Annotated in this window: 15 protein-coding genes; 6 read left to right on the top strand and 9 right to left on the bottom strand. The window is 65.6% G+C overall.

Going from position 1 to position 25,232, the window contains the following annotated elements; genetic code table 11:
- Position 1 precedes the first annotated feature (1 nt).
- Positions 2-2,209, bottom strand: a complete 2,208-nt coding sequence (locus EPB08_RS01215) for a beta-glucosidase family protein (RefSeq protein ID WP_130617239.1) — start codon at positions 2,207-2,209, stop codon at positions 2-4.
- Positions 2,210-2,340: 131 nt separating this feature from the next.
- Here EPB08_RS01215 and EPB08_RS01210 point away from each other — a divergent pair, with 131 nt between their 5' ends.
- Positions 2,341-3,285: an aldo/keto reductase gene (locus EPB08_RS01210; protein WP_130617238.1), complete on the top strand. Its 945-nt coding sequence runs from the start codon at positions 2,341-2,343 to the stop codon at positions 3,283-3,285.
- Between the two features lie 90 nt (positions 3,286-3,375).
- Here the strand turns inward: EPB08_RS01210 and EPB08_RS01205 are convergent, their stop codons facing one another.
- From EPB08_RS01205 to EPB08_RS01180, 6 genes are all read right to left on the bottom strand, one after another.
- Positions 3,376-4,452 carry a TraB/GumN family protein gene (locus tag EPB08_RS01205; RefSeq protein ID WP_130617237.1) on the bottom strand — a complete coding sequence of 359 codons (1,077 nt, stop codon included), beginning with the start codon at positions 4,450-4,452 and terminating at the stop codon, positions 3,376-3,378.
- 77 nt (positions 4,453-4,529) lie between these two features.
- Positions 4,530-5,750, bottom strand: a complete 1,221-nt coding sequence (gene chrA / locus EPB08_RS01200) for a chromate efflux transporter (RefSeq protein WP_130617236.1) — start codon at positions 5,748-5,750, stop codon at positions 4,530-4,532.
- 214 nt (positions 5,751-5,964) lie between these two features.
- Positions 5,965-8,193 (bottom strand): NADP-dependent isocitrate dehydrogenase, encoded by a 2,229-nt coding sequence (locus EPB08_RS01195; protein ID WP_130617857.1) that lies wholly within the window; start codon positions 8,191-8,193, stop codon positions 5,965-5,967.
- A gap of 291 nt (positions 8,194-8,484) precedes the next feature.
- Complete coding sequence (locus tag EPB08_RS01190) at positions 8,485-11,610, bottom strand: efflux RND transporter permease subunit (protein WP_130617235.1); 3,126 nt, start codon at positions 11,608-11,610, stop codon at positions 8,485-8,487.
- Positions 11,611-11,979: 369 nt separating this feature from the next.
- Positions 11,980-15,216: an efflux RND transporter permease subunit gene (locus EPB08_RS01185; RefSeq protein WP_130617234.1), complete on the bottom strand. Its 3,237-nt coding sequence runs from the start codon at positions 15,214-15,216 to the stop codon at positions 11,980-11,982.
- A 179-nt stretch (positions 15,217-15,395) separates the two neighbouring features.
- Positions 15,396-16,652 carry an efflux RND transporter periplasmic adaptor subunit gene (locus EPB08_RS01180; RefSeq protein ID WP_130617233.1) on the bottom strand — a complete coding sequence of 419 codons (1,257 nt, stop codon included), beginning with the start codon at positions 16,650-16,652 and terminating at the stop codon, positions 15,396-15,398.
- A gap of 353 nt (positions 16,653-17,005) precedes the next feature.
- Here EPB08_RS01180 and EPB08_RS01175 point away from each other — a divergent pair, with 353 nt between their 5' ends.
- Entirely contained in the window at positions 17,006-17,527 is a 522-nt protein-coding gene (locus tag EPB08_RS01175) for a c-type cytochrome (RefSeq protein WP_130617232.1), read from the top strand.
- 790 nt (positions 17,528-18,317) lie between these two features.
- Here EPB08_RS01175 and EPB08_RS01170 read toward each other — a convergent pair.
- Positions 18,318-18,914 (bottom strand): acyl carrier protein phosphodiesterase, encoded by a 597-nt coding sequence (locus EPB08_RS01170; protein ID WP_130617231.1) that lies wholly within the window; start codon positions 18,912-18,914, stop codon positions 18,318-18,320.
- Between the two features lie 57 nt (positions 18,915-18,971).
- Here EPB08_RS01170 and EPB08_RS01165 point away from each other — a divergent pair, with 57 nt between their 5' ends.
- The 4 genes from EPB08_RS01165 to EPB08_RS01150 all read left to right on the top strand — a co-directional run bounded on the left by EPB08_RS01165 (position 18,972) and on the right by EPB08_RS01150 (position 23,382).
- Positions 18,972-19,661 (top strand): alpha/beta hydrolase, encoded by a 690-nt coding sequence (locus tag EPB08_RS01165; RefSeq protein ID WP_130617230.1) that lies wholly within the window; start codon positions 18,972-18,974, stop codon positions 19,659-19,661.
- Between the two features lie 63 nt (positions 19,662-19,724).
- Positions 19,725-20,846, top strand: a complete 1,122-nt coding sequence (gene zapE / locus EPB08_RS01160) for a cell division protein ZapE (protein ID WP_130617229.1) — start codon at positions 19,725-19,727, stop codon at positions 20,844-20,846.
- 182 nt (positions 20,847-21,028) lie between these two features.
- Positions 21,029-21,406 carry a peptidase C13 gene (locus EPB08_RS01155; protein ID WP_130617228.1) on the top strand — a complete coding sequence of 126 codons (378 nt, stop codon included), beginning with the start codon at positions 21,029-21,031 and terminating at the stop codon, positions 21,404-21,406.
- 152 nt (positions 21,407-21,558) lie between these two features.
- Positions 21,559-23,382, top strand: coding sequence for a sensor domain-containing phosphodiesterase (locus tag EPB08_RS01150; protein ID WP_229238169.1), 1,824 nt, complete (start codon positions 21,559-21,561; stop codon positions 23,380-23,382).
- Between the two features lie 6 nt (positions 23,383-23,388).
- On the opposite strand, the gene EPB08_RS01145 is transcribed toward EPB08_RS01150, so the two are convergent.
- Positions 23,389-25,071: an AMP-binding protein gene (locus EPB08_RS01145; protein WP_130617226.1), complete on the bottom strand. Its 1,683-nt coding sequence runs from the start codon at positions 25,069-25,071 to the stop codon at positions 23,389-23,391.
- Between the last annotated feature and the right edge of the window lie 161 nt (positions 25,072-25,232).

Here is a 25,232-nt window from a genome sequence, read left to right as displayed (position 1 = left end):
GTCAGGGTTGTCCGGCTGGCAGCTGCACGCTGACCGGGGTACCCAGGTCTTCGGACGAACGTCCCTCGACCACGCCGTAGTCGCCGCCCTTGATCACCCAGGCATGCGTGGCGGGATCGAAGTCGGCCAGCAGTCGCTTCTCCAGCGGGATATCAAGTTGACGCTGCTCACCCGGCTTCAGCGACACCTTGGCGTAGCCGGCGAGGCGCCTTGCCTTCGCGCCAGGCACCTGCACGTACACCTGAGCCACATCGGCACCGGCGCGCGAGCCCGTGTTGCGCACGGTCACCGACGCATGCAACTGGCCGTCGCGTGAGGCGACCTTCAGCGAACCATGCTCGAACGTGGTGTAGGAGAGGCCGTAACCGAAGGGGAACAGCGGCTTGATGCCGCGCGCCTGGAACCAGCGATAGCCGACGTCCGCGCCTTCGATGTTGTAGTCGACCGATTCCGGCGGCGTGCCGCCTGTTGCTCCGGGAATTTCCGCGCGCGGCAACTGCGAGGCATCGCGCACCCAGCTCATCGGCAGGCGGCCCGAGGGGTTCACCTTGCCCGACAGCAGGTTCGCAATGCCGTTGCCTGCATCGCCACCGGGATACCAGACCTCGAGCACGGCACCGACGTGGTCAAGCCAGGGCAACTGCACCGGCCCGTTGTTCTCCAGCACCACGACGGTGCGCGGATTGGCCTTGGCGACGGCCTCCACCAGTGCGTCCTGCCCGTCGGGCAGCGTGAGATCGGCCGCGTCGACCGATTCGGCTGCCCACTTCTGCACGAACACCACCGCCACCTGCGACTTCGCAGCGAGCGCCGCAGCCGCAGCGACGTCATTGCCGTCGGCGTACTGCACGTTCGCCTTCGGCGCCATCGTGTGGATCGCCTTCAGCGGCGGGTACGGGTGATACATCACCGGACCCGGCCAGGTGGTGGGCGCGAGGCCAGGCACGGCATTGCCGCCCATCGCCGTCACCAGCGAGGAGCCGCCGCCTGCCAGCACGCCCTTGTCCGCGTGCGCACCGATCACCGCCACCGATTCCAGCTTGGTGAGATCGAGCGGCAGCAGGTTGTTCTCGTTGCGCAACAGCACCGCGCCCGCTTCCAGCGTTTCGCGCGCCACGGCGAGATTCGCCTTGCTGTCGATCGGTGCCTTCTTTGCCGGATGCTCGAACACACCCGCGGCGAACATGCTGCGCAGGATGCGCTGGACCATGTCGTCGATACGCGCCTGCTTCACCTCGCCCTTGGCCAGGGCCTGGCGCAGCGGCGCATCGAAATACACTTCCTTGTCGAACACTTCGCCCGCCGACTCCTGGTCGAGGCCGGCATTCACCGCCTTCGCCGCGCTATGCGCGCCGCCCCAGTCGGACATCACGAAGCCGGGGTACTTCCAGTCGCGCTTGAGCAACTGGTTCATCAGGTAGTCGTTCTCGCAGGCCCAGTCGCCGTTGAGCTTGTTGTACGAACACATCACCGAACCGGGCTTGCCACGCTCGATGGCAATCTCGAACGCGAGCAGGTCGGACTCGCGCATCGCCTTTTCGCCGATCTGCACGTTGATCGTGTTGCGCGCGGTTTCCTGGTCGTTCAAGGCGAAATGCTTGATGGTGGAAATGACGTGCTGGCTCTCGATACCGCGGATCGCCTCGCCCACGATGGTGCCGGCGAGCAGCGGATCTTCACCCGCGTATTCGAAGTTGCGCCCGTTGCGCGGATCGCGCATCAGGTTGACGCCGCCGGCCAGCAGTACGTTGAAACCCTTGTTGTGCGCTTCGTTGCCGATCATTGCGCCGCCGCGATAGGCCACGCTGGGGTCCCAGCTCGCCGCCGTCACAGGGCCGGCCGGCAACGGCGTGGCGCTGTCGCCGGGGCGCATGCGGTCGGAACTCGCCACGCCCAGGCCCGCGTCGCTCTCCTCCAGCGCCGGAATGCCCAGGCGCTCGATCGGCGGCACGTAACCTGCCGACGCAATGGCGCCCTTCGGGAACGGTTTGTCAGATGGACGATCCGGGCCGGCGTAATAGCTGCGGATCAGCTGGAACTTCTCGTCCTGCGTCAGTTGCGTCACGAGCAGCTTGGCGCGCGCGTCGGGCGACAGCGTGGCGTCGCTCCACGGTCTTGCATTGCCCTGCTGTGCGGCTGCAGCACCCATCCATGTACACAGACTCATCACGATCGCGCACCGCAATGCACTCATAGCCTTGCCTTTCATCCGCGTTCCTCCGCTGTTGGCATTGCCGCGCGCTCGCCTGGGCATCACGGGGCGGCGCGTATACTTCGGCGTCTCGAGCTTTCGAGTATGCACGAAGCCCGCTGCCCATTCACCGCATACGGAGCACATTCATGAATCTTCGCCCCCTCGGTCGCTCGTCACTTTCCGTCGCACCGATCGCCTTCGGCGGCAACGTGTTCGGCTGGAGTGTCGATGAGCAGTGCTCGTTCGAGCTGCTCGACGCCTTTGTCGACGCCGGCTTCAACCTCATCGATACCGCGGACGTCTATTCGGCATGGGTACCGGGCAATCGCGGCGGCGAGTCGGAAACCATCATCGGCAAATGGCTCAAGCAAAGCGGCAAGCGCGACAAGGTGGTGATCGCCACCAAGGTGGCCAAGTGGGGCGAGCACCCCGGCCTGTCGCCCATGAATATCAACCAGGCGGTGGAAGGTTCGCTCAAGCGCCTGCAAACCGACTACATCGATCTCTACCAGGCGCATGAGGACGATGCGAGCGTGCCGCTGCACGAGACGCTGGGTGCGTTCGGCAAGCTGATCGAACAGGGCAAGGTGCGCGTAATCGGTGCCTCCAATTACGTCGCCGATCGCTTTGCCGAAGCACTGAAGGTGTCGGCCGAGCATGGCTTGCCGCGCTACGAGACGCTGCAGCCCGAATACAACCTGGTGAGCCGCAAGGCTTACGAAAAGGAACTGGAGCCGCTGGCGATTGCCGAGAACATCGGCGTCATCAACTACTACGCGCTGGCCAGCGGTTTCCTCAGCGGCAAGTACCGCAGCGAGGACGATCTCGCCAAGAGCGCGGCACGAGGTGGATCAGTGCGTAAATACCTCAATGCGCAGGGCCTGGGCGTGTTGGCGGCGCTCGATACGGTGGCCAAGGCGCGTAACGCAACACCCGCGCAGGTGGCGCTCGCGTGGCTGATCGCCCGGCCGAGCGTAACGGCGCCGATTGCGAGCGCGACGAGCATTCCGCAGCTCAAGGAGCTGTTGGGGGCGGTCGACTTGACGCTGGGCAGGGATGAGATTGCGTTGCTGGATCAGGCGAGTGCCTGAGTGAGATGTTGAGGCGGGTTGGATCGCGCACTGGGTGCGCTCCTACAGGGAGGTTTTTTGTAGGAGCGCACCCAGTGCGCGATCAGCCCCTCAAGGCTGCACCGGCGCAACACCTTCCGCGTCACTGCCGTCCGGCGCTTCGACCTGATAACCCTTCGCCTTCAGGCGCGCGATCAGCCCGCGTGGCGACAGCAGCTCTTCCATCGGCAGCATCGCGAACGTCTGCGCATTGCTGTTCAACGCCTGCTCGGCGGCCTCCATCCAGATGCCGTCGGCCTTCTGCTTCACGTCGCTGAAGCCTAGTTGCTTGGCAAAGCCCGCCTCCGTCACGGCCGCAATACAGGCTTCGCGCTGGTCATTCATCGGCAGGCTGCGCAGCAGGTCGATGTCGCCGGTAGCCCAGGCATTGGCGCGTTCGGTGATGCGTCCCAGGTCGCGCTCCACCGTATCCAGCGTGCGGCCGAAGCATTCGCGGTCATCCATCGGCGAGGACTTGAACGTCTTCACCGCATCGCGCGGCTGCTCCACCAGCATGGTGTAGCGCGCGGTCACGAACTTCACGTTGTGCTTCTTGGCGAGATCGCGCACGGCGTCCTTCACGCCACCGGAAGGTGTCATGCCGTGGCGCTTGATGGCCTTGTCGTACAACTCGACCGCCGCGAAGATCGGTCGCCAGTCCTCGATGCTGCGATCGTTGCCGAGGTATTGCTGCTTGAGCGTGAGCCAGCGGGCGTAATCGGGGGCCGGCACCACCTGCTGTAGTTTCTGCCCGTCGGGGTTCTTGCGCGCGCCGATCAACGACGGCAGCAGGAACAGCTTGCCGAAGAAATTGGTCTTGGGCTTCAGTGCGATGGACGGCGGCCCGAGCACCTCCTGGGAGCTGGCGATGGTCTGCTCCACATCGTCCGTCTTCCACTGCATGCGGTCGGGCAACGGCGACAAGGTACCCAATATCCACATCACGTGATCGCCCTTGCTCACCCGCCACAGTCCAGGCCCCGGCTGTTCGCCGCTGACCGTGACCGCTTCGAGGTTGGTCACCTGTCCCGGCGCTGTCGTTGCCGGCGCAGGTGCGTTCTGCGCATGAACCGGCAGACCGAGGGCAAGCGCCAGCATCGCCCACAGCACGGGCCGGGATCGCAACGGACGGACGACGGTCGGGTTCATCGCATCGGGTTCCTTGATAGAGGCCGCATTGTGACCGCTCGCGCGGAAACGCGGTTCCATGGAGTTCGCCGCCTTGTTCAGTGGGCAAGCCAGGTTCCGGCCATGGTGCCGGTCACGCACCAGAGTACGGCGACCCAGGCCGGCTGCCGCGCCACCGCCAGCATGAGGAAGCCGCAGGCGGCGATGAGCACATCGGCGGGGGCATGCACGGTACCGGTCCAGACCGGATTGTAGAACGCGGCTGCGAGCAGGCCGACGACCGCCGCATTGATGGACGCCACCACGCGCACCGCGCCCGCGCGCACCGACAACCGTTGCCAGAACGGGAGCACGCCGCTCAAAAGCAGGAAGCCCGGCAGGAAGATCGATGCCAGCGCAATCGCCGCACCGGCCAGACCAGCCTGCCCGCCGAACATGCGCCCACCCAGGTACGCCGCCAGCGAGAACATCGGCCCCGGCATCGCCTGCGCCGCACCGTAACCGGCGAGGAAGCTGCCCTCATCGATCCAGCCAGGCACCACCAGCGCCTGCCGCAACCACGGCAGCACGACGTGACCACCACCGAACACCAGGGCACCGGCTCGATAGAACGCCGCGCCGATCTGCCATAGCGGATGGCCGGATGGCCGGGTCGCGACCATGAAGGTCAGCACCAGCAGCGAGGCATAGCAGGCCAGCAGCACCATCGCCGCACCGCGCCCGTATCCCGGTGAAGGTGCCCAATCACGCCGAGGTAATGCGCCACGGCCCACCCATGGCGACAGCAGTGCCGCGATCACGATCACGAGCAGCTGCAACAACGTCGACGGCTTCCACAACACCAATGCGGCGGTCGCGATCGCCAACACGCGCCTTGGCAGATCGGGCGCCAGCGAACGCCACATGCCGAGCACGCCCTGCGCCACCACCACGGCCACCAGTTTCAGGCCGTGCAACAGCGACTGCCCCCACACGCCGTGCAGGTACGGGGCCCACCACGCAAAGGCGAGCATCAACAGCGCCGATGGCAGGGTGAAGCCGAGAAACGCAGCGATTCCGCCGCGCCAGCCGGCACGCTGCAAGCCGATGGAGAAGCCGAGCTGGCTGCTTGCCGGCCCGGGCAGGAACTGGCAAAGCGCGAGCAGCTGCGAGTAGTGCGCATCGTCCAGCCAGCGGCGCTGCTCGACGAAGGCGCGGCGGAAATAGCCCAAGTGGGCGATAGGTCCGCCGAACGAGCACAGGCCCAGCGAGAGGAAAGCGAGGAAGACCTCGCTGGCTCGACCCGGCGTGGAAGGAGTGGGGCTCGGCGTAGCGCTCATGCGGCGGAGCCTAGCGCAGCGATGAGACAGGTGGATGCGTCGGTGACGCCTTCACTGTGGGAGCGCACCCTGTGCGCGACGACCCCACGAAACAGTGACCCTGATGCACCGCGGTCGCGCACAGGGTTCGCTCCCACAACGACATCAGGCCCTCCCGAAAGAAAGAAGGCCGCTTGCGCGGCCTTCTTCAAACAGCATTGATGCTTCCGGCCAATCAGCCCAGCGTCGCCAGCGCGTCGTTGAAGGTCTTGCTCGGGCGCATGGCCTTGCTGACCAGCTCCAGGTTCGGACGGTAGTAACCCTGGATGTCGACGGCCTTGCCCTGGGCACCGTTCAACTCGCCCACGATCTTGGCCTCGTTGTCGGTCAAGGCCTTGGCCAGCGACGCGAACTTCGCCTTGAGCTTGGCGTCGTCGTTCTGCTCGGCCAGGGCCTGCGCCCAGTACATGGCGAGGTAGAAGTGGCTGCCGCGGTTGTCCAGCTCACCGACCTTGCGGGCCGGCGACTTGTTGTTGTCGAGGAACTTGCCCGTGGCCTGGTCCAACGTCTTCGCCAGCACGCGGGCGTCAGCGTTGTCGTAACGGTTGGCCAGGTGCTCCAGCGAAGCGGCCAGCGCGAGGAACTCACCCAGTGAATCCCAACGCAGGCAATCCTCTTCCAGGAACTGCTGCACGTGCTTGGGTGCCGAGCCGCCCGCGCCCGTCTCGAACAGGCCACCACCGGCCATCAGCGGCACGATGGAAAGCATCTTGGCGCTGGTGCCCAGCTCCATGATCGGGAACAGGTCGGTGAGGTAGTCACGCAGCACGTTGCCGGTCACCGAGATCGTGTCCTGGCCCTTGCGGATACGCTCCAGCGAGTGGTGCGTGGCATCCACCGGCGAGAGGATGCGGATGTCCAGACCGGTGAGGTCGTGATCCTTGAGGTAGCGCTCGACCTTGGCGATGACCTGCTTGTCATGCGCACGGTTGGTGTCGAGCCAGAACACCGCCGGCGTATTGCTGAGGCGTGCACGGGTGACGGCGAGCTTCACCCAGTCCTGGATTGGCGCGTCCTTGGTCTGGCACATGCGCCAGATGTCGCCGGCTTCCACCGGCTGCTCCAGCAGCACGTTGCCGGCCTCGTCGATCACCTTCACCGTGCCGTCGGCGGCGATCAGGAAGGTCTTGTCGTGCGAGCCGTATTCCTCGGCGGCCTGCGCCATCAGGCCCACGTTGGGCACGCTGCCCATGGTGGACGGATCGAACGCACCGTTCGCCTTGCAGTCCTCGATCACCACCTGGTACACGCCCGCGTAGCTGCGATCGGGGATCACGGCCTTGGTGTCCTGCAGCTTGCCCTCGGCGTTCCACATGCAGCCGGAGTCGCGAATCATCGCCGGCATCGACGCATCGACGATCACGTCGCTGGGCACGTGCAGGTTGGTGATGCCCTTGTCGGAATTCACCATCGCCACGGCCGGGCGCTGGGTGTACTCGGCCTTGATGTCGGCCAGGATCGCATCCTGCGTGGCCTGCGGCAGCGAGCCGAGGCGCGCGTAGAGATCGCCGATGCCGTTGTTCGGCTCGAAGCCCACGCTCTTCAGTGCGTCGGCGTGCTTTGCCAGCACGTCCTTGTAGAACTCGTTGACCACGATGCCGAACATGATGGGGTCGGACACCTTCATCATGGTGGCCTTCAGATGCAGCGAGAACAGCACGCCCTGCTTTTTGGCGTCCTCGATCTGCGCATCGATGAAGGCGGCCAGCGCCTTGCGGCTCATCACGGCGGCGTCGATGATCTCGCCGTCCTTCAAGGAGGTCTTTTCCTTGAGCACCTTGCTCGTGCCGTCCTTGCCGAACCACTCGATCTTGACGTTGGTGGCCTTGGCAACGACGGTGGACTTCTCGCTGCCGTAGAAGTCACCGCCGTCCATGTGGGCGACGTGCGACTTCGAATCCTTGCTCCACGCGCCCATCTTGTGCGGGTGCTTGCGCGCGTAGTTCTTCACCGAGAGCGGTGCGCGGCGATCGGAGTTGCCTTCGCGCAGCACCGGGTTCACCGCACTGCCCTTCACCTTGTCGTAGCGGGCCTTCACGTTCCACTCGCTGACGTCCTTCGGATCTTCCGGATAGTCCGGCAGTGCGTAGCCCTGCGACTGCAGTTCCTTGATCGCGGCCTTCAGCTGCGGCATCGAGGCGCTGATGTTCGGCAGCTTGATGATGTTGGCGTCCGGCGTGGTCGCCAGCTGGCCCAGCTCGGCGAGGTCGTCGGCGATCTTCTTGTCGTCGGGGAGGATGTCCGGGAACTGGGCAATGATGCGACCGGACAGCGAGATGTCGCGCGTTTCGACGGCGACGCCGGCGGTGGCGGTGAAGGCTTTGACGATCGGCAGCAGCGACTGCGTGGCGAGGTACGGCGCTTCGTCCGTAAGCGTGTAGATGATCTTCGGCGTGTTCGACATGGTTGCAATGACCTCGCTGGCATGACCTGGATGGCGGGCGCTGAAGCGCCCCGCACTGACGAAAATTTCGCCCTGAGCGGTCGACATGGGGTCGGAAGCCGGGGACGAAAGCCCCTCATTGTCACGATTTCAGCCATACGGGGAAAGCGCGCCGGGCAACGATGCGCTTACGTATGGAGATTCAGGACCTTACGCTTTTCTGTAGGAGCGCACCCAGTGCGCGAAAAGCCTACGAAGCGACGCCTCCGCAAGCCCCGATCGCGCACTGGGTGCGCTCCTACAGTGAAGCTTTCAGACCGCCTCGCCGGCCGCCAGCCGCTTGGGCTGGCGCCGACGCTCGCGCCACGCGCGAACGCGGTCGGCCAGGCAGGAGAAGATCACATAGAGCGCGGGCGTGCTGAGCAGGGTCAGGCTCTGCGAGATCAGCAGGCCGCCAATGAGTGCGATACCCAGCGGACGACGCAGGTCCGAACCCTCGCCCAGACCCACCGCGATCGGCACCGCGGCGAGGATGGCCACCATGGTGGTCATCATGATCGGGCGGAAGCGCACCATGCAGGCTTCGTACGCAGCATCCTGCGGGTTGAGCCCATGCTCGCGGCGCGCGACCAGCGCGAAGTCGATCATCATGATCGCGTTCTTCTTGACAATGCCAATCAGCAGCACCAGCGCGATCTGTGCGATCACCGACAGCTCGGTGTCGGTGATCCACAACGCCAGCAACGCACCAACGCCCGCGGCCGGCAGCGTCGAGAGGATGGTAACCGGGTGGATCAGACTCTCATACAGCATGCCCAGCACGATGTAGACCACCACGACGGCGCCCAGCAGCAGCCACAGCATGCCGCTCTGCGACTGCTGGAACCGGCGGAAATCGCCGCCGATGTTGATGCGGATGTTGCCCGGCAGGCGCATCTGCGCACCGGTCTGCTGGATGATCTGCAAGGCCTCGCCCATGCTCACGCCCGGCGCGAGGTTGAAGCTCATGCTCATCAGCGTGTACTGGTTTTCATGGGTGATCTGGGTCGGCGCCAGACCCGGCTCCTGCCGCGCGAACGCCGTAAGCGGCACCATCTGCCCGGTGGAACTGGCCACGTAGATCGCATTGATCGCCGCAGGCGTGGCGGTCTGGTTCGGCAGCGCGTTGACCACCACCTTGTACTGGTTGAGGTCGGAATAGATCGTACTGATCTGGCGCTGGCCGAAGGCGTTGTACAGCGCGCCGTCAATGGTGCCGATACCCACGTTCAGGCGCGCGGCCTTGTCGCGATCGATCACGATGTTCTGCTGCAGGCCGGCGTCGTCGATGTCGCTGCCGACATCCTTGAGCTTGGGATTGCTCTTCAGCGCCGCGACCAGCTTGGGCAGCCACTCCTGCAGTTCCTCCGGGCTGTCGCCCTGCAGCGACACCTGATACTGCGCACCCTGACCGGTGCCGCCGCCGCCGAAGCTGGGCAGATCCTGGATCGGCCGCAGGCGCACATTGAGGTCGGGATAGCGCGCAGCCTTCGCGCTCAGCCGGGCCAGCACGGCAAAGGTGTCGTCCTTGCGCCCTTCCGCATGGGTCTTCAGCTCGATATCGAAGCTGCCCGAGGCACCCTGGCGGCTGGTGCCCAGGCGTGAACCTACGCGGGCCACGTCGTGGTCCTTCAGCAACATGTCGATCAGTCGCTGCTGGCGTGCCACCGAGTCCTGGAAAGACACCGTGGCGCCGGAGGTGGCGCGGCCACGGATGAGGCCGGTGTCCTGCGGCGGGAACATGCCGGTCTTGACCACGCCGAACAGGAAGATGGTGATCCCGATCAGCACCAGCGGCGTCAGCGCGAAGGCGAGTGCGTGCTTGATGGAGAACTTCAGCGCACGCGAATAGACCGCCAGCATGCCAGCCTGGAATTTCTCCAGCGCGATGCCGACGCGCGTGGTCGGCTTGTCTTCCTGGTGACTGCTCAGGAACTGGCCGCACAGCGACGTGGTGAGGGTGAGCGAGACCAGCGCCGATACGATGATCGCCGCCACCAGGGTGATGGTGAATTCCTTGAAGAACAGGCCGGTGATGCCGCTCATGAACAGCAGCGGCAGGAATACCGCCACCAGCGAGGCGGTGATGGAGACGATGGTGAAGCCGATCTCGCGCGCGCCAGCCAGCGCGGCCTCCATGCGTGTCATGCCCTGGTCGATGTGGCGCACGATGTTCTCGATCACCACGATCGCATCGTCCACCACGAAGCCGATCGCGATCACCAGCGCCAGCAAGGTGAGGTTGTTGAGCGTGAAGCCGAGCAGGTACATCACGATCGCCGCGCCGGCCAGCGACAGCGGCACCGCGGCAGTGGCGATCAGGGTGGGCGCGAGGCGGCGCAGGAAGACCGCCATGGTCAGCATCACCATCGCCAGGCTGATCAGCAGCGTGGCCTGCACTTCGTGCAGCGAGGCGCGGATGGTCGGGGTGCCGTCGAAGTACGGGGTGAGCGTGGTGCCTGGCTGCAGATAGTTGCGCAGCATCGGTACCGCCGCCTTGACGCGGTCCACCGTGCCAATGATGTTGGCGTTGGACTGCCGGTAGACATACATCAGGATCGCCGGCTTACCCTGGAACCAGGCCCTCTGGTACGCATCCTGGGTGCCATCGTAGACCTTGGCCACGTCCGACAGGCGCACCGGCACGCCCTTGCTCGAGGCGATCACCAGGTTGGCGAAATCCTCGGCGCGATGCAGCGAATCGTTCGCGGATACCGACATGGTGGTCTGCCCGTTGCTCAGGAAGCCCACCGGCGAGGTGACATTGGCGGCAGTCAGCGCGTTGCGCAACTGGTCGGGCGACAGCCCCAGCGCATTGAGCAGGCGCAGGTTGACGTCGACGCGGATGGCCGGTGTGGCGGCGCCGAGAATGTCGACTTCGGAAACACCTTCGAGCTGGCGCAGGTGCTGCGCCAGCAACGAGTCGGCGACATCGTAGAGATCGCGCGCCGATTGCGTGTCGGAGGTCAGCGCGAAGGCAATGATCGGGTCGTCGTTCGGGTTGGCTTTCTGGTAGCTCGGCGGCGCATTGAGTCCGCTCGGCAGGTCCGATTGGGCGGCATTGATCGCCGCCTGCACGTCACGCGCGGCCGAGTCGAGGTTGCGACCGGCCTCGAACATCATGAATACCTGGGTGCTGCCCAACGAACTGTTCGAGCGCAGCGTGTCGATGCCCGGCACCTGGCCGAGATGGCGCTCCAGCGGAGCGGCCACGGTGGAGGCCATGGTGCCGGCGCTGGCGCCGGCCTGCTGGGCCTGCACGAAGATCACCGGGAACTGCATGTTCGGCAGCGCCGCCACGCCCAGAAGCAGGTAGCAGATCAGGCCTACCGCGAAGACACCCATCGCCAGCAGCGACGTGCCGATGGGGCGACGGATGAAGGGACCAGAAATGTTCATGCCATCAACAAGCCAGGGAAGTTGCCCCGTTCAAGGGGCTGTTCGGAAAGCACCGCACGGGCACAAGGATATGGACGTATATACCGCACAACGTCTAGACAACGCATGACGGTGCGTTTGGTTGAACCGCGAGCGCGCTTGGGTAGGAGCGCACCCAGTGCGCGATCAAGCCTCGCTGCAACGTCGCAACGCGACGCATTCGCGGGCATCGAGGTTGCTGCATCACCGCCTTGTCGGCTGTTCGCGCACTGGGTGCGCTCCTACAGGGAGAGCCAATCACGGAAACGCCGAAAGGGGCGCGCCGTTCCGGCCGCGCCCCTTCGGGGATGTTCACGGGGGCCCGGGTTGCCCCGGGCCCGTTCGCTTGCCTCACATCGCTCCCCGTGTCTGGGCCTTGGCGAGTTCGCGCTGTTCGCGGCGCTCGCGCAGCCAGTCGGAGAAACGTTCCATGTAGAGGTAGATCACCGGCGTGGTGTACAGCGTCACCAGCTGCGAAAGCAGAAGACCGCCCACGATCGACACACCCAGCGGACGGCGCAGCTCCGCGCCGATGCCGTTGCCCAGCGCCAGCGGCAGGGCACCCAGCATGGCCGCCGCGGTGGTCATCATGATCGGGCGGAAGCGCAGCAGACAGGCGCGACGGATCGCATCACGCGGCTTCATGCCTTCGCGCTGCGCCTCGATCGCGAAGTCGATCATCATGATCGCGTTCTTCTTCACGATACCGATCAGCAGCACGATACCCACGATGCCGTCCACCGACAGGCTCATGCCGCACAGGATCAGCGCAAGCAGCGCGCCGACGCCGGCGGGCGGCAGCGTGGAGATGATGGTCAGCGGGTGGATGTAGCTTTCGTACAACACGCCCAACACGATGTAGATCACCACGATCGAGGCGACCAGCAACAGCACTTCGTTGGTCAGCGAGGTGGAGAACTCTGCGGCCTTGCCGATGAACTGGCCACGCACCTGCGGCGGGAAGTTGAGCTTCTGCTCGACGCCGTGGATCGCATCCACCGCTTCGGACAGCGAATAGCCCGGCGCCAGGTTGAAGGAGATCGTCACCGCCGGCAGCTGCTGCTGGTGGCTCACCACCAACGGGGCACTGGTCACTTCGGCGGTCGCCAGCGAGGCCAGAGGAATGGTGCCGCCACCGCCGATCACCACGCCGGTATTGGCCACACCGAGGCCGGTTGAGGTCGAGGAGTTGCTCGACGCCACCTGGCCAAAGCTGGTCGCGTTGCTGCCGGTGAGCGCGCCACTGCCATTGCTCTTCACCGTGAGCTGGTTAAGCAGGGCGGTGCTGGAACGGAACTGCGGCGCCACTTCCAGCACCACGCGGTACTGGTTGAGCTGGGTAAAGATGGTCGAGATCTGGCGCTGGCCGAACGAGTCGTACAGCGTGTCGTCGATGGTCTGCACCGGCACGCCGAGGCGGCTGGCCTTCTCGCGATCGATGGTGAGCTTGAGCGAGGTGCCCTGGTCGGCAAGGTTGTTGTCGACGTCGGCCAGTTCCGGCAGCTCGCGCAGCGCCTGCGTCATCTGCGTGGCGTACTTCGACAGCTCCTCCGAGCTCACATCGGACATCGAGTACTGGTACTCGGTGGCCGACACGCGGCTGTCCAGCGTCACGTCCTGCACCGGCTTCAAGTACAACGCCACGCCCGGGATGCCGGCCGCTTCCTGCTGCAGGCGCTTGACCACCTCGTCGAGGCTGTCGCGATCGCCGCGATCCTTCAGCACGATGCTGAGCTGGCCCTGGTTGAGCGTCGGGTTGATCGAGCCCGCGCCGATGAAGGCCGCCACGCCGGTCACCGCCTTGTCACGCTGCAGCGCTGCGGCCACGGCCTTGGTGCGCTGCTCCATCTGCGGGAACGCAACGTTCTGGTCTGCTGCCACGACGCCGGTGATGAGACCGGTGTCCTGCTCGGGCAGCAGGCCCTTCGGGATGATGATGTACAGGAAGATGGTGACCGCGACGGTGGCGCCGGCAATCAGCACGGTGAAGCGCTGGTGGCCGAGCACCCAGTCAAGCGAGCTCTCGTACACGCCAACCAGGCGCGACCACCAGGTCTTCTTGCCGGCAGCAGCGTGGCGCTCGTGCGCATCGTCGCCTTCCGGCAGCGCGTCGGGCCTGAGCAGGTACGCGCACATCATCGGCGTCAGCGTCAACGACACCAGCATCGAGATGGCTACCGCGATGGTCAGCACCCACGCGAATTCGTGGAACAGGCGGCCGGTGACGCCCGGCATCAGCAGCAGCGGCAGGAACACCGCGATCAGCGAGACGGTCAGCGACAGCACCGTGAAGCCGATTTCCTTCGCGCCGATCTCGGCTGCCTCCTTGCCGTCCTTGCCCTGTTCGATGTAGCGCACGATGTTTTCGATCATCACGATCGCATCGTCCACCACGAAACCGGTGGCCACGGTCAGCGCCATCAGCGAGAGGTTGTCCAGCGACATGCCGGTGAAGGCCATCACGCCGAACGTGCCCATCAGCGACAGCGGCACCGCCACCGACGGAATGATCGTCGCCCACAGGCGGCGCAGGAACACGAAGATCACTGCCACCACCAGGAAGATGGTGAGGATCAGCGTGAACTGTACGTCTTCCACCGACGCGCGAATGGTGATGGTGCGGTCGGCAAACACGTCCAGATGGACGTCCGCCGGCAGTACGGCTTGCAGCTGCGGCAGGATGCTGCGGATCTGCTGCACCGTCTGGACGATGTTGGCACCCGGCTGGCGACGGATGTCGAGCAGCACGGCGGGCTTGCCGTTCGCCCACGCGGCGAGCTGGTCGTTCTCGACTCCATCGACCACGCTCGCCACGTCGGACAGGCGTACCGGCGCGTTGTTCTTGTAGGCGATGATGGTGTTCTTGTATTCGGCCGCATCGACCAGCTGGTCGTTGGTACCGATGCTGTAGGACTGCGTGGCGCCGTTGAGCGTGCCCTTGGGCGCGTTCACGTTGGCCTCGGTGAGCGCGCTGCGCACGTCCTCCATGGTGAGGCCGAGGTTCGCCAGCTGCGACGGATTCACCTGCACGCGCACGGCCGGACGCACGTTGCCGGCGATGGACACCAGGCCGACGCCCTGCACCTGCGAGAGCTTCTGCGCCAGGATCGAATCGGCGTAGTTGTTCACGTCGCGCAGCGGCAGGCTTTCGGAGGTGAGCTTGAGCGTGATGATCGGCGCGTCGGCCGGGTTCACGCGGTTGTACACCGGCGGATACGGCAGGGTCGCCGGCAAGGTGCCGCGCGCCTGGTTGATGGCCGCCTGCACGTCCTGCGCCGCGATGTCGATGTCACGATCCATCGCGAACTGCAGCACGATGGTGGACAGGCCCGCCGACGAGTCGGAGGTCATCATGGTCAGGCCGGAGATCTGGCCGAAGTTGCGTTCCAGCGGCGTGGTGACCAGCGACGCCATGGTCGAGGCACTGGCGCCCGGATACTGCGTGGTGACCACCAGGCTGGGCGCGTCGATCTCGGGCAGCGCCGACACCGGCAGCTCGCGATAGCCGAGGATACCGAGCAGCAGCACCGCCACCATCAGGAGCGATGTGGCGATCGGTCGGCGAATGAAGAGTGTGGAGAAGCCCATGGGGTTAGCCGTCGATGTGTGTGGCGAGCGCCAGTCCCGCGGCGCCTGGTGTTGTTGCTGCAGGGGTCAGGGATGGGTGGCGAGGGCGCATGCTCGCGCCGCTCTGCCGCCGGGATGAATGACGATCGGTCCGCTTCTCGCGCACTCGCCATTCATCCCTCATCCCGCGCCTCGCGTCGTCAGCCGCCGCGGCGACCGCCCTGCTTCTGCGCGCCCTTCTTGGCCTTGTCCATCTCCGCCTGGGTCGGCGCGGCCGGCACTTCGCCCGGCTTGAGCGCCTTGACCTTGCTGCCCGGCTTGAGGCGGAACTGGCCCTCGGTGACCACCTTGTCGTTGAGCGCCAGGCCCGAACCGATCATCACGTGGCTGTCGCCCACTTCACCGGCGACCTTCACCGGATTCATCTTGACCGTCTCGTCCTGCTGCACGAGGTACACGTAGTCGCCATCCGGACCGCGCTGCACCGCCTGCGCCGGGATCACCAGGCCGCCGGACACCGTGCGGACCTTCAGGCGCACGTTGACGAACTGGCCCGGCCACAGGTCACCCTTCGCGTTCTGGAAGATCGAACGCAGCTTGAAGGTGCCGGTGGTGGTATCGATCTGGTTGTCCACCACGTTGAGCTGGCCGTCGGCGGCGATGGTGTGCGCGTCGGCACGATCCAGCGCCAGCACTTCCAGCGGGTCGCCGCCGCCGGAGGCGGAACGCACCATCTCGAGGTTCTGCTCCGGCAGGTTGAAGGTGACGTAGATCGGATGGATCTGCGTCAGCGTCACCACGGCCGTGGTGGTGGTCACCACGTTGCCCGGGTCCACGTTGCGGATGCCCGCCACGCCGTCGATCGGCGAGACGATGCGGGTGTAATCGAGGTTGACCTTGGCCGAACGCACGGCGGCCTTGTCGGCGGCCACGGTGGCGGTCAGGTTGGCCACGTTGTTGCGGAAGGTGTCCATGTCCAGCTGGGCCACGTAGCCCTTGGCAACCAGCGCATCGTTGCGCTTGAGCGTGCTCTGCGCGGTGGCGAGCTGGGCCTCGTCCTGCTCCTGCTTGGCGACGGACTGGTCATAGGCGGCCTGGAACGTGCGCGGATCGATCTGCGCCAGCAGGTCGCCCTTCTTCACTTCCTGGCCTTCCTTGAAATTGATGCTCAGCATCTGCCCGCTGACCTGCGGGTTGATGGTGACGGTATTGAGCGCCTGCACGGTGCCCAGCGCGGTGAGGTACACCGGCACGTCCTGCTTGACCACCGGCTCGACGGTCACGGGCACAGGCGTGTCCTTATCCTTGTCCTGCCCCTGGCCCCGTCCCTGACGCTGACCGCTCTGCTGACCCGCCTCGCCACCCTCGGCGCCCGGCTTGTGCAACAGACGGAAGCCCACCGCTCCCACCACGATCACGGCCACAACGACCAGCGCGATCTTCCAAAAACGCGACATGAAAAACTCCCAGAAATAGACGGCAGGCCCACCCGACCTCACCGGCGCTGCAGGAACACCTTCCTTGCGCCTGACTTGTACGTCGGATGAAAGGATAGGGTGAGATCAACGGGAATAGACAATGCCAGTTGACATGGGTGCCCCATGACCGATGGCAGGGTTTTTACCGCGTGATCGCGTCAAAACGGAGAAAAGTGCGTGAAATCGCCGCGCATGGCAACCGTCAATTGAGGCTCATGCCGCCCTGAAACTTGGCTCGGGCTTCGTCTATACTCCCATCCTTGTTGTCTGAACCTGTGCCTAACTCGGCTGCAAGGCCGTCCTAGAGATGGAGTGATTGCGTGAGCGGTTCCATGACCAAATCCGACCAGAGCTTCATGCGCAGCTTCTCGTTGCTGATCGCGGGCCTGGGCGTGCTGACCCTGCTGCTGATCGGTGGCGCCTGGTTGATCTACGACCACGAGCCCAAGGAAATCAATCCGGACACCTCCAAGCAGGTTGCCGAGCGCATTGCGCCGGCGGGTGCCGTTTACGCGGGTGACACGGGCCGCGCCGCCATGGCCGCCGCGCAGGAAGCCGCCGCCAAGGCCGCCGCCTCGCAGGTCGCCTACGGTGGCACCACCGACGGCAAGACCATCTACGACAACCTCTGCCACAGCTGCCACACCGCTGGCGTGGCCGGCGCACCGAAGCTCGGCGACAAGGCCAACTGGGGTCCGCGCATCGCCGAGGGCCTCGACACCCTGGTCAAGCATGCAATCGAGGGCTACAAGGGCCCGGATGGCAACATGATGCCGGCCAAGGGCGGCAATCCGGCGCTCACCGATGAGCAGGTGAAGAACGCGGTGCACTGGATTGTGGATCAGGCCAAGTAATCGGCTGATCGCCAGGATGTCGATGAAACGCCGCCCCTCGGGGCGGCGTTTTTCGTTGTGGGACGCCCTGCCGGACGCACCCTCTCTCTTTGTGGGGGCGCACCCTGTGCGCGACAGGCAGATCAGACGCACCTCCCAGGTTCGCGAGCTGTCGCTCCCTCTCCCCTCGGGAGGGGGATGAGTGCTCGCGGCGGCGCCCCCTATCCCTCGCCTGTAGGGGCGCACCCAGTGCGCGAAAAGCCAACGGAGCGGTGACGTCGTAGCGCTGCGGTCGCGCACAGGGTGCGCTCCCACAACGAATGGGCGGCCACCACCTCCGGAAAGCGATGTGCCGCCCAGCGGCACGAGCCTGCACAGGGGCCCCTGCGTGGCGGTGAGGGGTGGACGATCAGGCCCCGCAGGGGTGCCCGACAGGACGTCGGGCACTTTTCGTCCGGGCAGGAGCCCGGTCGAAAAGCCCGGCCGCCCCTCACGGACTGGCTGGGCGTAGCCCTGCCAGCGTCACGCGGGGTGCCCTTCTCTTTGGTTACTTTCTCTTGGGCAAGCAAGAGAAAGTGACCCGGGCCGCGGCAGCGGCTCGGAAGCCCGCGGCAGGCGAGCAAGCTGGCGACATTGCCAGATCCAAGGCGAAAGTCACTGGACTTCTGCCTTCGCAGGAGTGACGGATAGGAAGGACCGTGGCGAAAGGCGATCGCGCACTGGGTGCGCTCCTACAGGAGAGCTGGCAGAAGTGCCGGCGCCCCTCGCGGGAGAGGGCCACTTTGCAGGACATAAGGCCCGGTGCCACCACCTACCTCGCCGGCAGCTCCACCTCCCGCCAACGCCGCGCAAAATCCTGCAACTGCGGATAAAACGCCTCGAACCGCGCCTGCAGCGGACGCTCAAGTCCGGTGAGAATAGGCATGGCCTCGCCCACCGGATTCGCCCGGCGCAGACGGTAGGAAATGCCATCCAGGGCCGCCGCCAGCTCCTCCGGGCGGGCGTAGCCGCCGGGAAGCGCATGGGCTTCCATGTACAGCCGGAACCGTTGCAGGCCGGGGGGTAGCAGCGCCTCGTGCCGGTCCAGCAGGTCGCGCACGCCGGCCGAATACGTGTCCAATCGGTGCTTGCTCCAGCGGGGAAATTCACGGGCGATCAGGTGATCGAACCACATGTCCAGCAGGATGCCGCCGTAGCGGCGGAACGGGGCCGGCAGCAGTGCGCGTGCCTGGGCCACCTCCGGGTGGCTGTCGGTATAGACGTCGATGGCGCGGTGCAGGCGGATGCCGGCGATCACGCCCGGCGGCAGCGCCGGATCGGGTGTCCCGTGGACGAAATCCCCCATCAAACCGCCGAGTTGCAGCAGTTCGTCGTCGCCCGCCAACAGGGTATGGGCCAGGTGGTTCATGCGATTCGCTCCGAGCAGCGTCTACGCCAGACACATGTGCCGGTTATCATCTTGGCCATGAATCCCGTCTTGCTCCCCACCCAACCCGACCACTTTCCCGAGCAGGTCGCCAGCTTCGCGCTGGAAGGACCCGCCGGCAAGCTCGAAACGATCAGCGACGTGGCCCTGCCCGAAGAGGCCCGCCGCGGCACCGCCATCATCTGCCATCCGCATCCGCTCCAAGGCGGCACCATGCACAACAAGGTGGTGACCATGGTGGAGCGCGCACTGCGCGAATCGGGGCTGGACACGGTGCGCTTCAACTTCCGCGGCACCGGCGAATCCGAAGGTACTTACGATCACGGCAACGGCGAGGGCGATGACCTCGCGGCCGTGGTGGCCTGGGCCCGCCGGGTACGCCCGGGCGACGCACTCTGGCTGGCCGGATTCTCGTTCGGCAGCTACGTTTCCATCCGCAACGCGGTGCGACTGCACGCGGACGCCCTGATCAGCATCGCGCCGCCCGCCGGCCGCTGGCCGTTCGAGGGCTTCGAGCTGCCTAGCTGTCCCTGGCTGGTGGTGCAGGGCGAAGAGGACGAAGTGGTCGATCCGCAGGCCGTGTTCGACTGGATCGACGGCATGGCGAAAAAGCCCGAACTGGTGCGCATGCCCGAGACCAGCCATTTCTTCCACCGCCGCCTGATGGACCTGCGCGGCGCGATCAAGCACGAAGTGCAGCCCTGGCTGCCGCCGCTGCGTCAGGACTGATGCCGCACCCCTTCCCCACGCCCGCTCCCCACGGGTGGACCCTCCCCCACATCAGCCGTACCCATGAGTGATACCCCACAGCTCGCGCCCAGTGCGCGTTACCACGAAGGCGTCGCTGCGCATCGCTGGGAAGCCGACCCGGCCCAGCAGGCGCTGCTGCCCGAATTTGATCGCATGCACGCGGAACTCATCGCCAGCATCGCCGCCACCAACGGCGGCGGCCTGTTCGGACGTCTGAAAGCCCTGCTCGGCAATGACGACCGCGAAGGCGTGCAGGGCCTGTACCTGTGGGGCAGCGTGGGTCGCGGCAAGACCTTCCTGATGGACCTGTTCGTGGCGAGCCTGCCGTCGGGCATGGCGTTACGTCGTCACTACCACCGCTTCATGGGCGAAGTGCACGAGCAGTTGCGCGCGCTCGGCGAGCGGCAGGATCCGCTGCTCGAGGTAGCCTCCAACATCGCCTCGCGCTGCCGTGTGGTGTGCCTGGACGAATTCCTGGTCAACGACATCGGCGACGCGATGATCCTGGCCACGTTGCTGCAGGCGCTGTTCGAGCGCGGCGTGAGCCTGGTAACCACCTCCAACACGGCGCCGGCCAACCTCTACAAGGATGGCCTGCAGCGCGCACGCTTCCTGCCCGCCATCGCGCTGATCGAGAAGCACTGCCGCGTGGTGCAGATGATCTCCTCGCACGACTGGCGCCTGCGCGCGCTCACCCAGGCCGCGGTGTACCAGACGCCACCCGGCCCGGAAGCCGAACGCGCGCTGTCGCGGATCTTCACCAGCCAGGCGGAGGGTCAGGTGGAGGAAGGCGGCGAGATCATCCTCAACGATCGCCCGATTCCGGTGCGCAAGCGCGCGGCGAACATCCTGTGGTTCGAATTCGCCGCACTGTGCGAAGGTCCGCGCGCGGTATCCGACTACATCGAGCTGGCGAAGGCCGGACCGGCGGTGATCATCTCCAACGTGCCGCAGTTCACCGTCTACAGCGACGATGCGGCACGCCGCTTCGTGTTGCTGGTGGACGAGTTCTACGACCGCCACGTGAAGCTGGTACTTTCCGCCGCCGCGCCGATCACGGAGCTGTACGACGGTGAACGCCTGCGCGCGGAGTTCGGTCGCACGGAATCGCGATTGATCGAGATGCAGAGCGAGGAATACCTGGCGAGCGATCATCTGCCCTGACGCAACACACCCTCCAGCCCCTGTGGGAGCGCACCCTGTGCGCGACTGGACCGGAGCGGCGCATTCAAAGCTGAACCCAGTGCATGACCTTGACGGTCACGCACCCTCCGCTCGTCGCGCACAGGGTGCGCTCCCACAAGGGATGCAATACCGTGGCGTCCTACCAAGACACGGAGCCCCTCATGTCCATCCTGCTCGCCGTCGCCCTGCAGCTGAGCCCCGGCATCGGCACCGACTTTCACACCCGGGTGAGCCAGGCCAAGCTGGCCGAAGGCGCAGCCACCGGCCCTGCCTACCAGAAGAAAATGTGGGAGCGCATCGGCAATCCCACCACCGATGCGTACAAGGCCTGCCTCTCCAGCAACACGCCAGCGGACAAGTCGCCATTCACCCTAGTGGCCAACGTGAACACCGATGGGCGTCTGACGGATATCGCCGTTCAGCCGGCAACGTCCGTCGCCACCTGCATGGCCGGCCAATACGCGAGCTGGATACTGCCCGCGCCTCCCGCTTCACCGGCGCCGTACCCCATCGAGATCGACTTCAGCATCAAGGACTAGGCCACCCGGCCGTTGTTTCGTACAAGGGGTGCGCTCGCAAGAAGGCGCGACCTGCACTCCATTCGTCTCATTGCAGTCGGTTACACGGCTGCAGTAGCCTCGACTGACGGAGACATTACGCCGTTCCTCACAGGGGTGAGATTACGATGCGCATGACCGCGGGAATCAACCCGGGGCAGCACATGGACGGGCCATCGGGCGCGCACAGTGCAGCCGCCCATACGTCCGTTCCCGGAGCATTGCCCGAAGGTTTCGCCGTACCCGGCTTTGACGCGGTCGTGCGGCTGGTCTCGCGTTCGCTCAACGTGCCCCTGGTGGCGCTGGTGCTCAATGGCGGCACCGCCTACTGGTTCGCCAATGGCAGTGCACTGCCGACCCATGAACCGCACATGCTTCATCCGCTTTACCTGGAGGCGGCACGCAGCCTGGAGTCGCTGGTGGTGCTGGACACGTTCAACGATGCCCGCTTCGCGGATGTCACACCGGCACCCGGTGCCACCGCCGGACCCATCCGTTTCTTTGCCAGCGTGCCGGTGCACACGCTGACCGGCAAACAGATCGGCGCGTTGTGTGTGATGGACCAGGCGCCACGCGACGAACTCACCGAACACGAACAGACCTCGCTGCGCGACGCGGCTTCGCTGATCGGCGCCGGCGTCGTGCTGCGCAGCTATCTGGGCCGTACCGATCCGATCACCCAGCTGCCGCACCGCTACGCCTTCTTCGACGACCTGCGCCGTCACCTGCGCGAAGAGGCATCGCACACCTGGGTTATCGCCATCGACGTGGCGCCGGTGCAACGCCTCAACGCCTTCATCCGCGCGATGGGCCACGCGTATGGCGATGAACTGATGCGCGCAGTCGCGCAGCGCATGCTGACCTGGATTCCGCCCGATACCCGGCTGTACCAGGTGGGTGCGTCGCGTTTTGCCGCCGTGCTGCCCGACCGTCATGTCGAGGCTGACACCGCGAGGCTCGACTATCTCGTCGCGCGCCTGCGCGAACCGTTCGACTGCCTGGGCATTCCGCTCACCATCCAGCCGGGCGTGGGCCTGGTGAAGATCGGCGAGAGCGAGCTGCGCGGCGGCGACCCCCTTCGACTGGTGATGAACGCCTCGTACGCTGCGCAGCAGAGCGTGCGGGGTTGGGCGGTGTATGACCGCCGCCAGGATGAGCTGCATCAGCAGGAATTCTTCCTGGTTACCGAGCTGGCCGCGGCACTCACCGACCGCACTGAACTCGACCTGCACTACCAGCCCCGCGTCGACCTGGACAGCGGTCGCTGCGTGGCGCTGGAAGCGCTGGCGCGCTGGCATCACCCCACGCTGGGCATGATTCCGCCCAGTCGCTTCATCGGCCTCGCCGAACGCGCCGGCCTCATGCGCACGCTCACCCAATGGGTGCTCGAGCACGGCGTGGCGCAGCTGGCCAAGTGGCGCAGCAAGGGGCACGACATCAAGCTGTCCTTCAACGTATCCAGCACCGATCTCGGCGCCGACCTGGTCAGCCGCGTGCAGCAGGTGGCCGAGCGCTACAAGGTCGGCCTGGATTCGCTGGAACTGGAGTTCACCGAAAGCACCCTGATGGAACACAGCGCCACCACGCGACGCCACCTCACGGCGATACGCGAGCTCGGCGCCGGCATCGCCATCGACGATTTCGGCACCGGCTACAGCAACCTGTCCGCGCTGCGGCAGATGCCGGCGACCAGCCTGAAGATCGATCAGTCGTTCGTGCGCGGCATGGGCACCAGCCGGCACGACGAGGCGATCGTGCGTTCGGTGACGGATCTTGCGCGCAGCATGGGTTTCCGCGTGGTGGTGGAAGGCGTGGAAACCCATCACCTCTATGACAGCGTGCTGGCCATGGCCTGCGACGAGGCCCAGGGATTCCATATCGCGCGCCCTCTGCCCGGTGCGGACGTACTGCCCTGGCTGGCCTCCCACCGCGGCATGCCGTCGCGCCGGATGGGCTGAGCCGCCTTACGCGGCGGGACGTGCCGCGAATTCCTCGGCCATCGCGTCGCGCATCAGGTATTTCTGCACCTTGCCGGTCACCGTCATCGGAAACGCGTCGACGAAACGCACGTAGTGCGGCACCTTGAAATAGGCGAGGTGATGGCGGCAGTAACTCTGGATCTCCGCCTCGGTGGATTCGCAGCCTTCGCGCAGGCGGATCCACGCGCACACCTGTTCGCCGAACTTTGCATCCGGCACGCCGAACACCTGCACGTCCTGCACCTTCGGGTGCGTGTAGAGGAACTCCTCGATCTCGCGCGGGTACACGTTCTCGCCGCCACGGATGATCATGTCCTTGAGGCGGCCGACGATGGTGCAGTAGCCGTCCTCGTCGAGGACCGCGAGGTCGCCGGTATGCATCCAGCGCGCCGTGTCGATGGCTTCGCGCGTGCGTGCGTCATCCTCCCAGTAGCCGAGCATCACGGAGTAACCGCGCGTACACAGCTCGCCCGTGGCGCCGCGCGGCACGGTGCGGCCCTGCTCGTCCACCAGCTTCACTTCGAGGTGTGGATGGATGCGGCCGACGCTGTCCACGCGGCGCTCCAGCGGATCTTCCGGCGTGGTCTGGAAGCTGACCGGACTGGTCTCGGTCATGCCGTAGGCGATGGTGACTTCGCTCATGTGCATCTCGCTCACCACGCGCCGCATCACCTCGATGGGGCAAGGCGAGCCCGCCATGATGCCGGTGCGCAGCGAACTGAGATCGAAGCGGTGGAATTCCGGATGCTCCAGCTCCGCGATGAACATCGTCGGCACGCCGTGCAACCCGGTGCAGCGTTCCTCCTGCACTGCTTCCAGCGTGGCGATCGCATCGAAGCCTTCGCCCGGTATCACCATGCAGGCGCCATGCGTGACGCAGGCGAGATTGCCCAGCACCATGCCGAAGCAGTGATAGAACGGCACCGGGATGCACAGGCGGTCCTGCTCGGTGAGGCGCATCGCCTCGCCGATGAAATAGCCGTTGTTGATGATGTTGTGATGGGTAAGCGTGGCACCCTTGGGCGCGCCCGTGGTGCCGGAGGTGAACTGGATGTTCACCGGATCGTCGAAGCCAAGTTCGCGCTCCACGCTGCGGAGATGCTCGATGGCCCGCGCGTCGCCAAGCGCCACGACGTTACTCCATGGCCGCGTGCCCGATGCCGGCAACTCATCGAGCAGGATCACTTCCCGCAGCGCAGGCAGGCGTGCCGCCACCAGCTCGCCCGGCAGGCTGCCGGCAAGTTCGGGAGCCAGCTCGTTCAACATGTCCAGGTAATGCGAGGCCTTGAAGCGACGCGGCAACACCAGCGCCTTGCAGCTCACCTTGTTGAGCGCGAACTCCAGCTCGTGCACGCGATACGCCGGATTGACGTTCACCAGGATCAGCCCGGCCTTGGGCGCGGCGAACTGCAGGACCACCCACTCGGCACGATTGGGCGCCCAGATGCTGATGCGATCTCCGCGTTGAAGGCCCAGCGCCAGCAGGCCGGCCGCCACGCGTTCCACTTCGGCGTGGAACTCCCGGTAGCTCAGGCGCACCTGCTGCGAGCGGACCACCAGGGCGGGACGCTCCGGATGACTGGCCGCGATGCGATCGAGCAGCGAGCCCACGGTGTCGCCCAGCAGAGGCTGTCGACTGACGCCCTGGACATAGCTCGGCGCACGCATGGTCGCGTCCTTCGTGTTCGGTGGCCGAGCATAGCATCGGGGTTTGCGCCCCAACTGCGCGTTCGACCTTTGTAGGAGCGCACCTTGTGCGCGATCACGGCGTCTCCGCTCCGTAGGTTTTTCGCGCACTGGGTGCGCTCCTACATAAGCGGTGAAACCGC

It is taken from the genome of Dyella amyloliquefaciens (assembly GCF_004296575.1).
Classification (GTDB): Bacteria; Pseudomonadota; Gammaproteobacteria; order Xanthomonadales; family Rhodanobacteraceae; genus Dyella; species Dyella amyloliquefaciens.
This window is presented reverse-complemented; position numbering and strand designations above follow the sequence as displayed.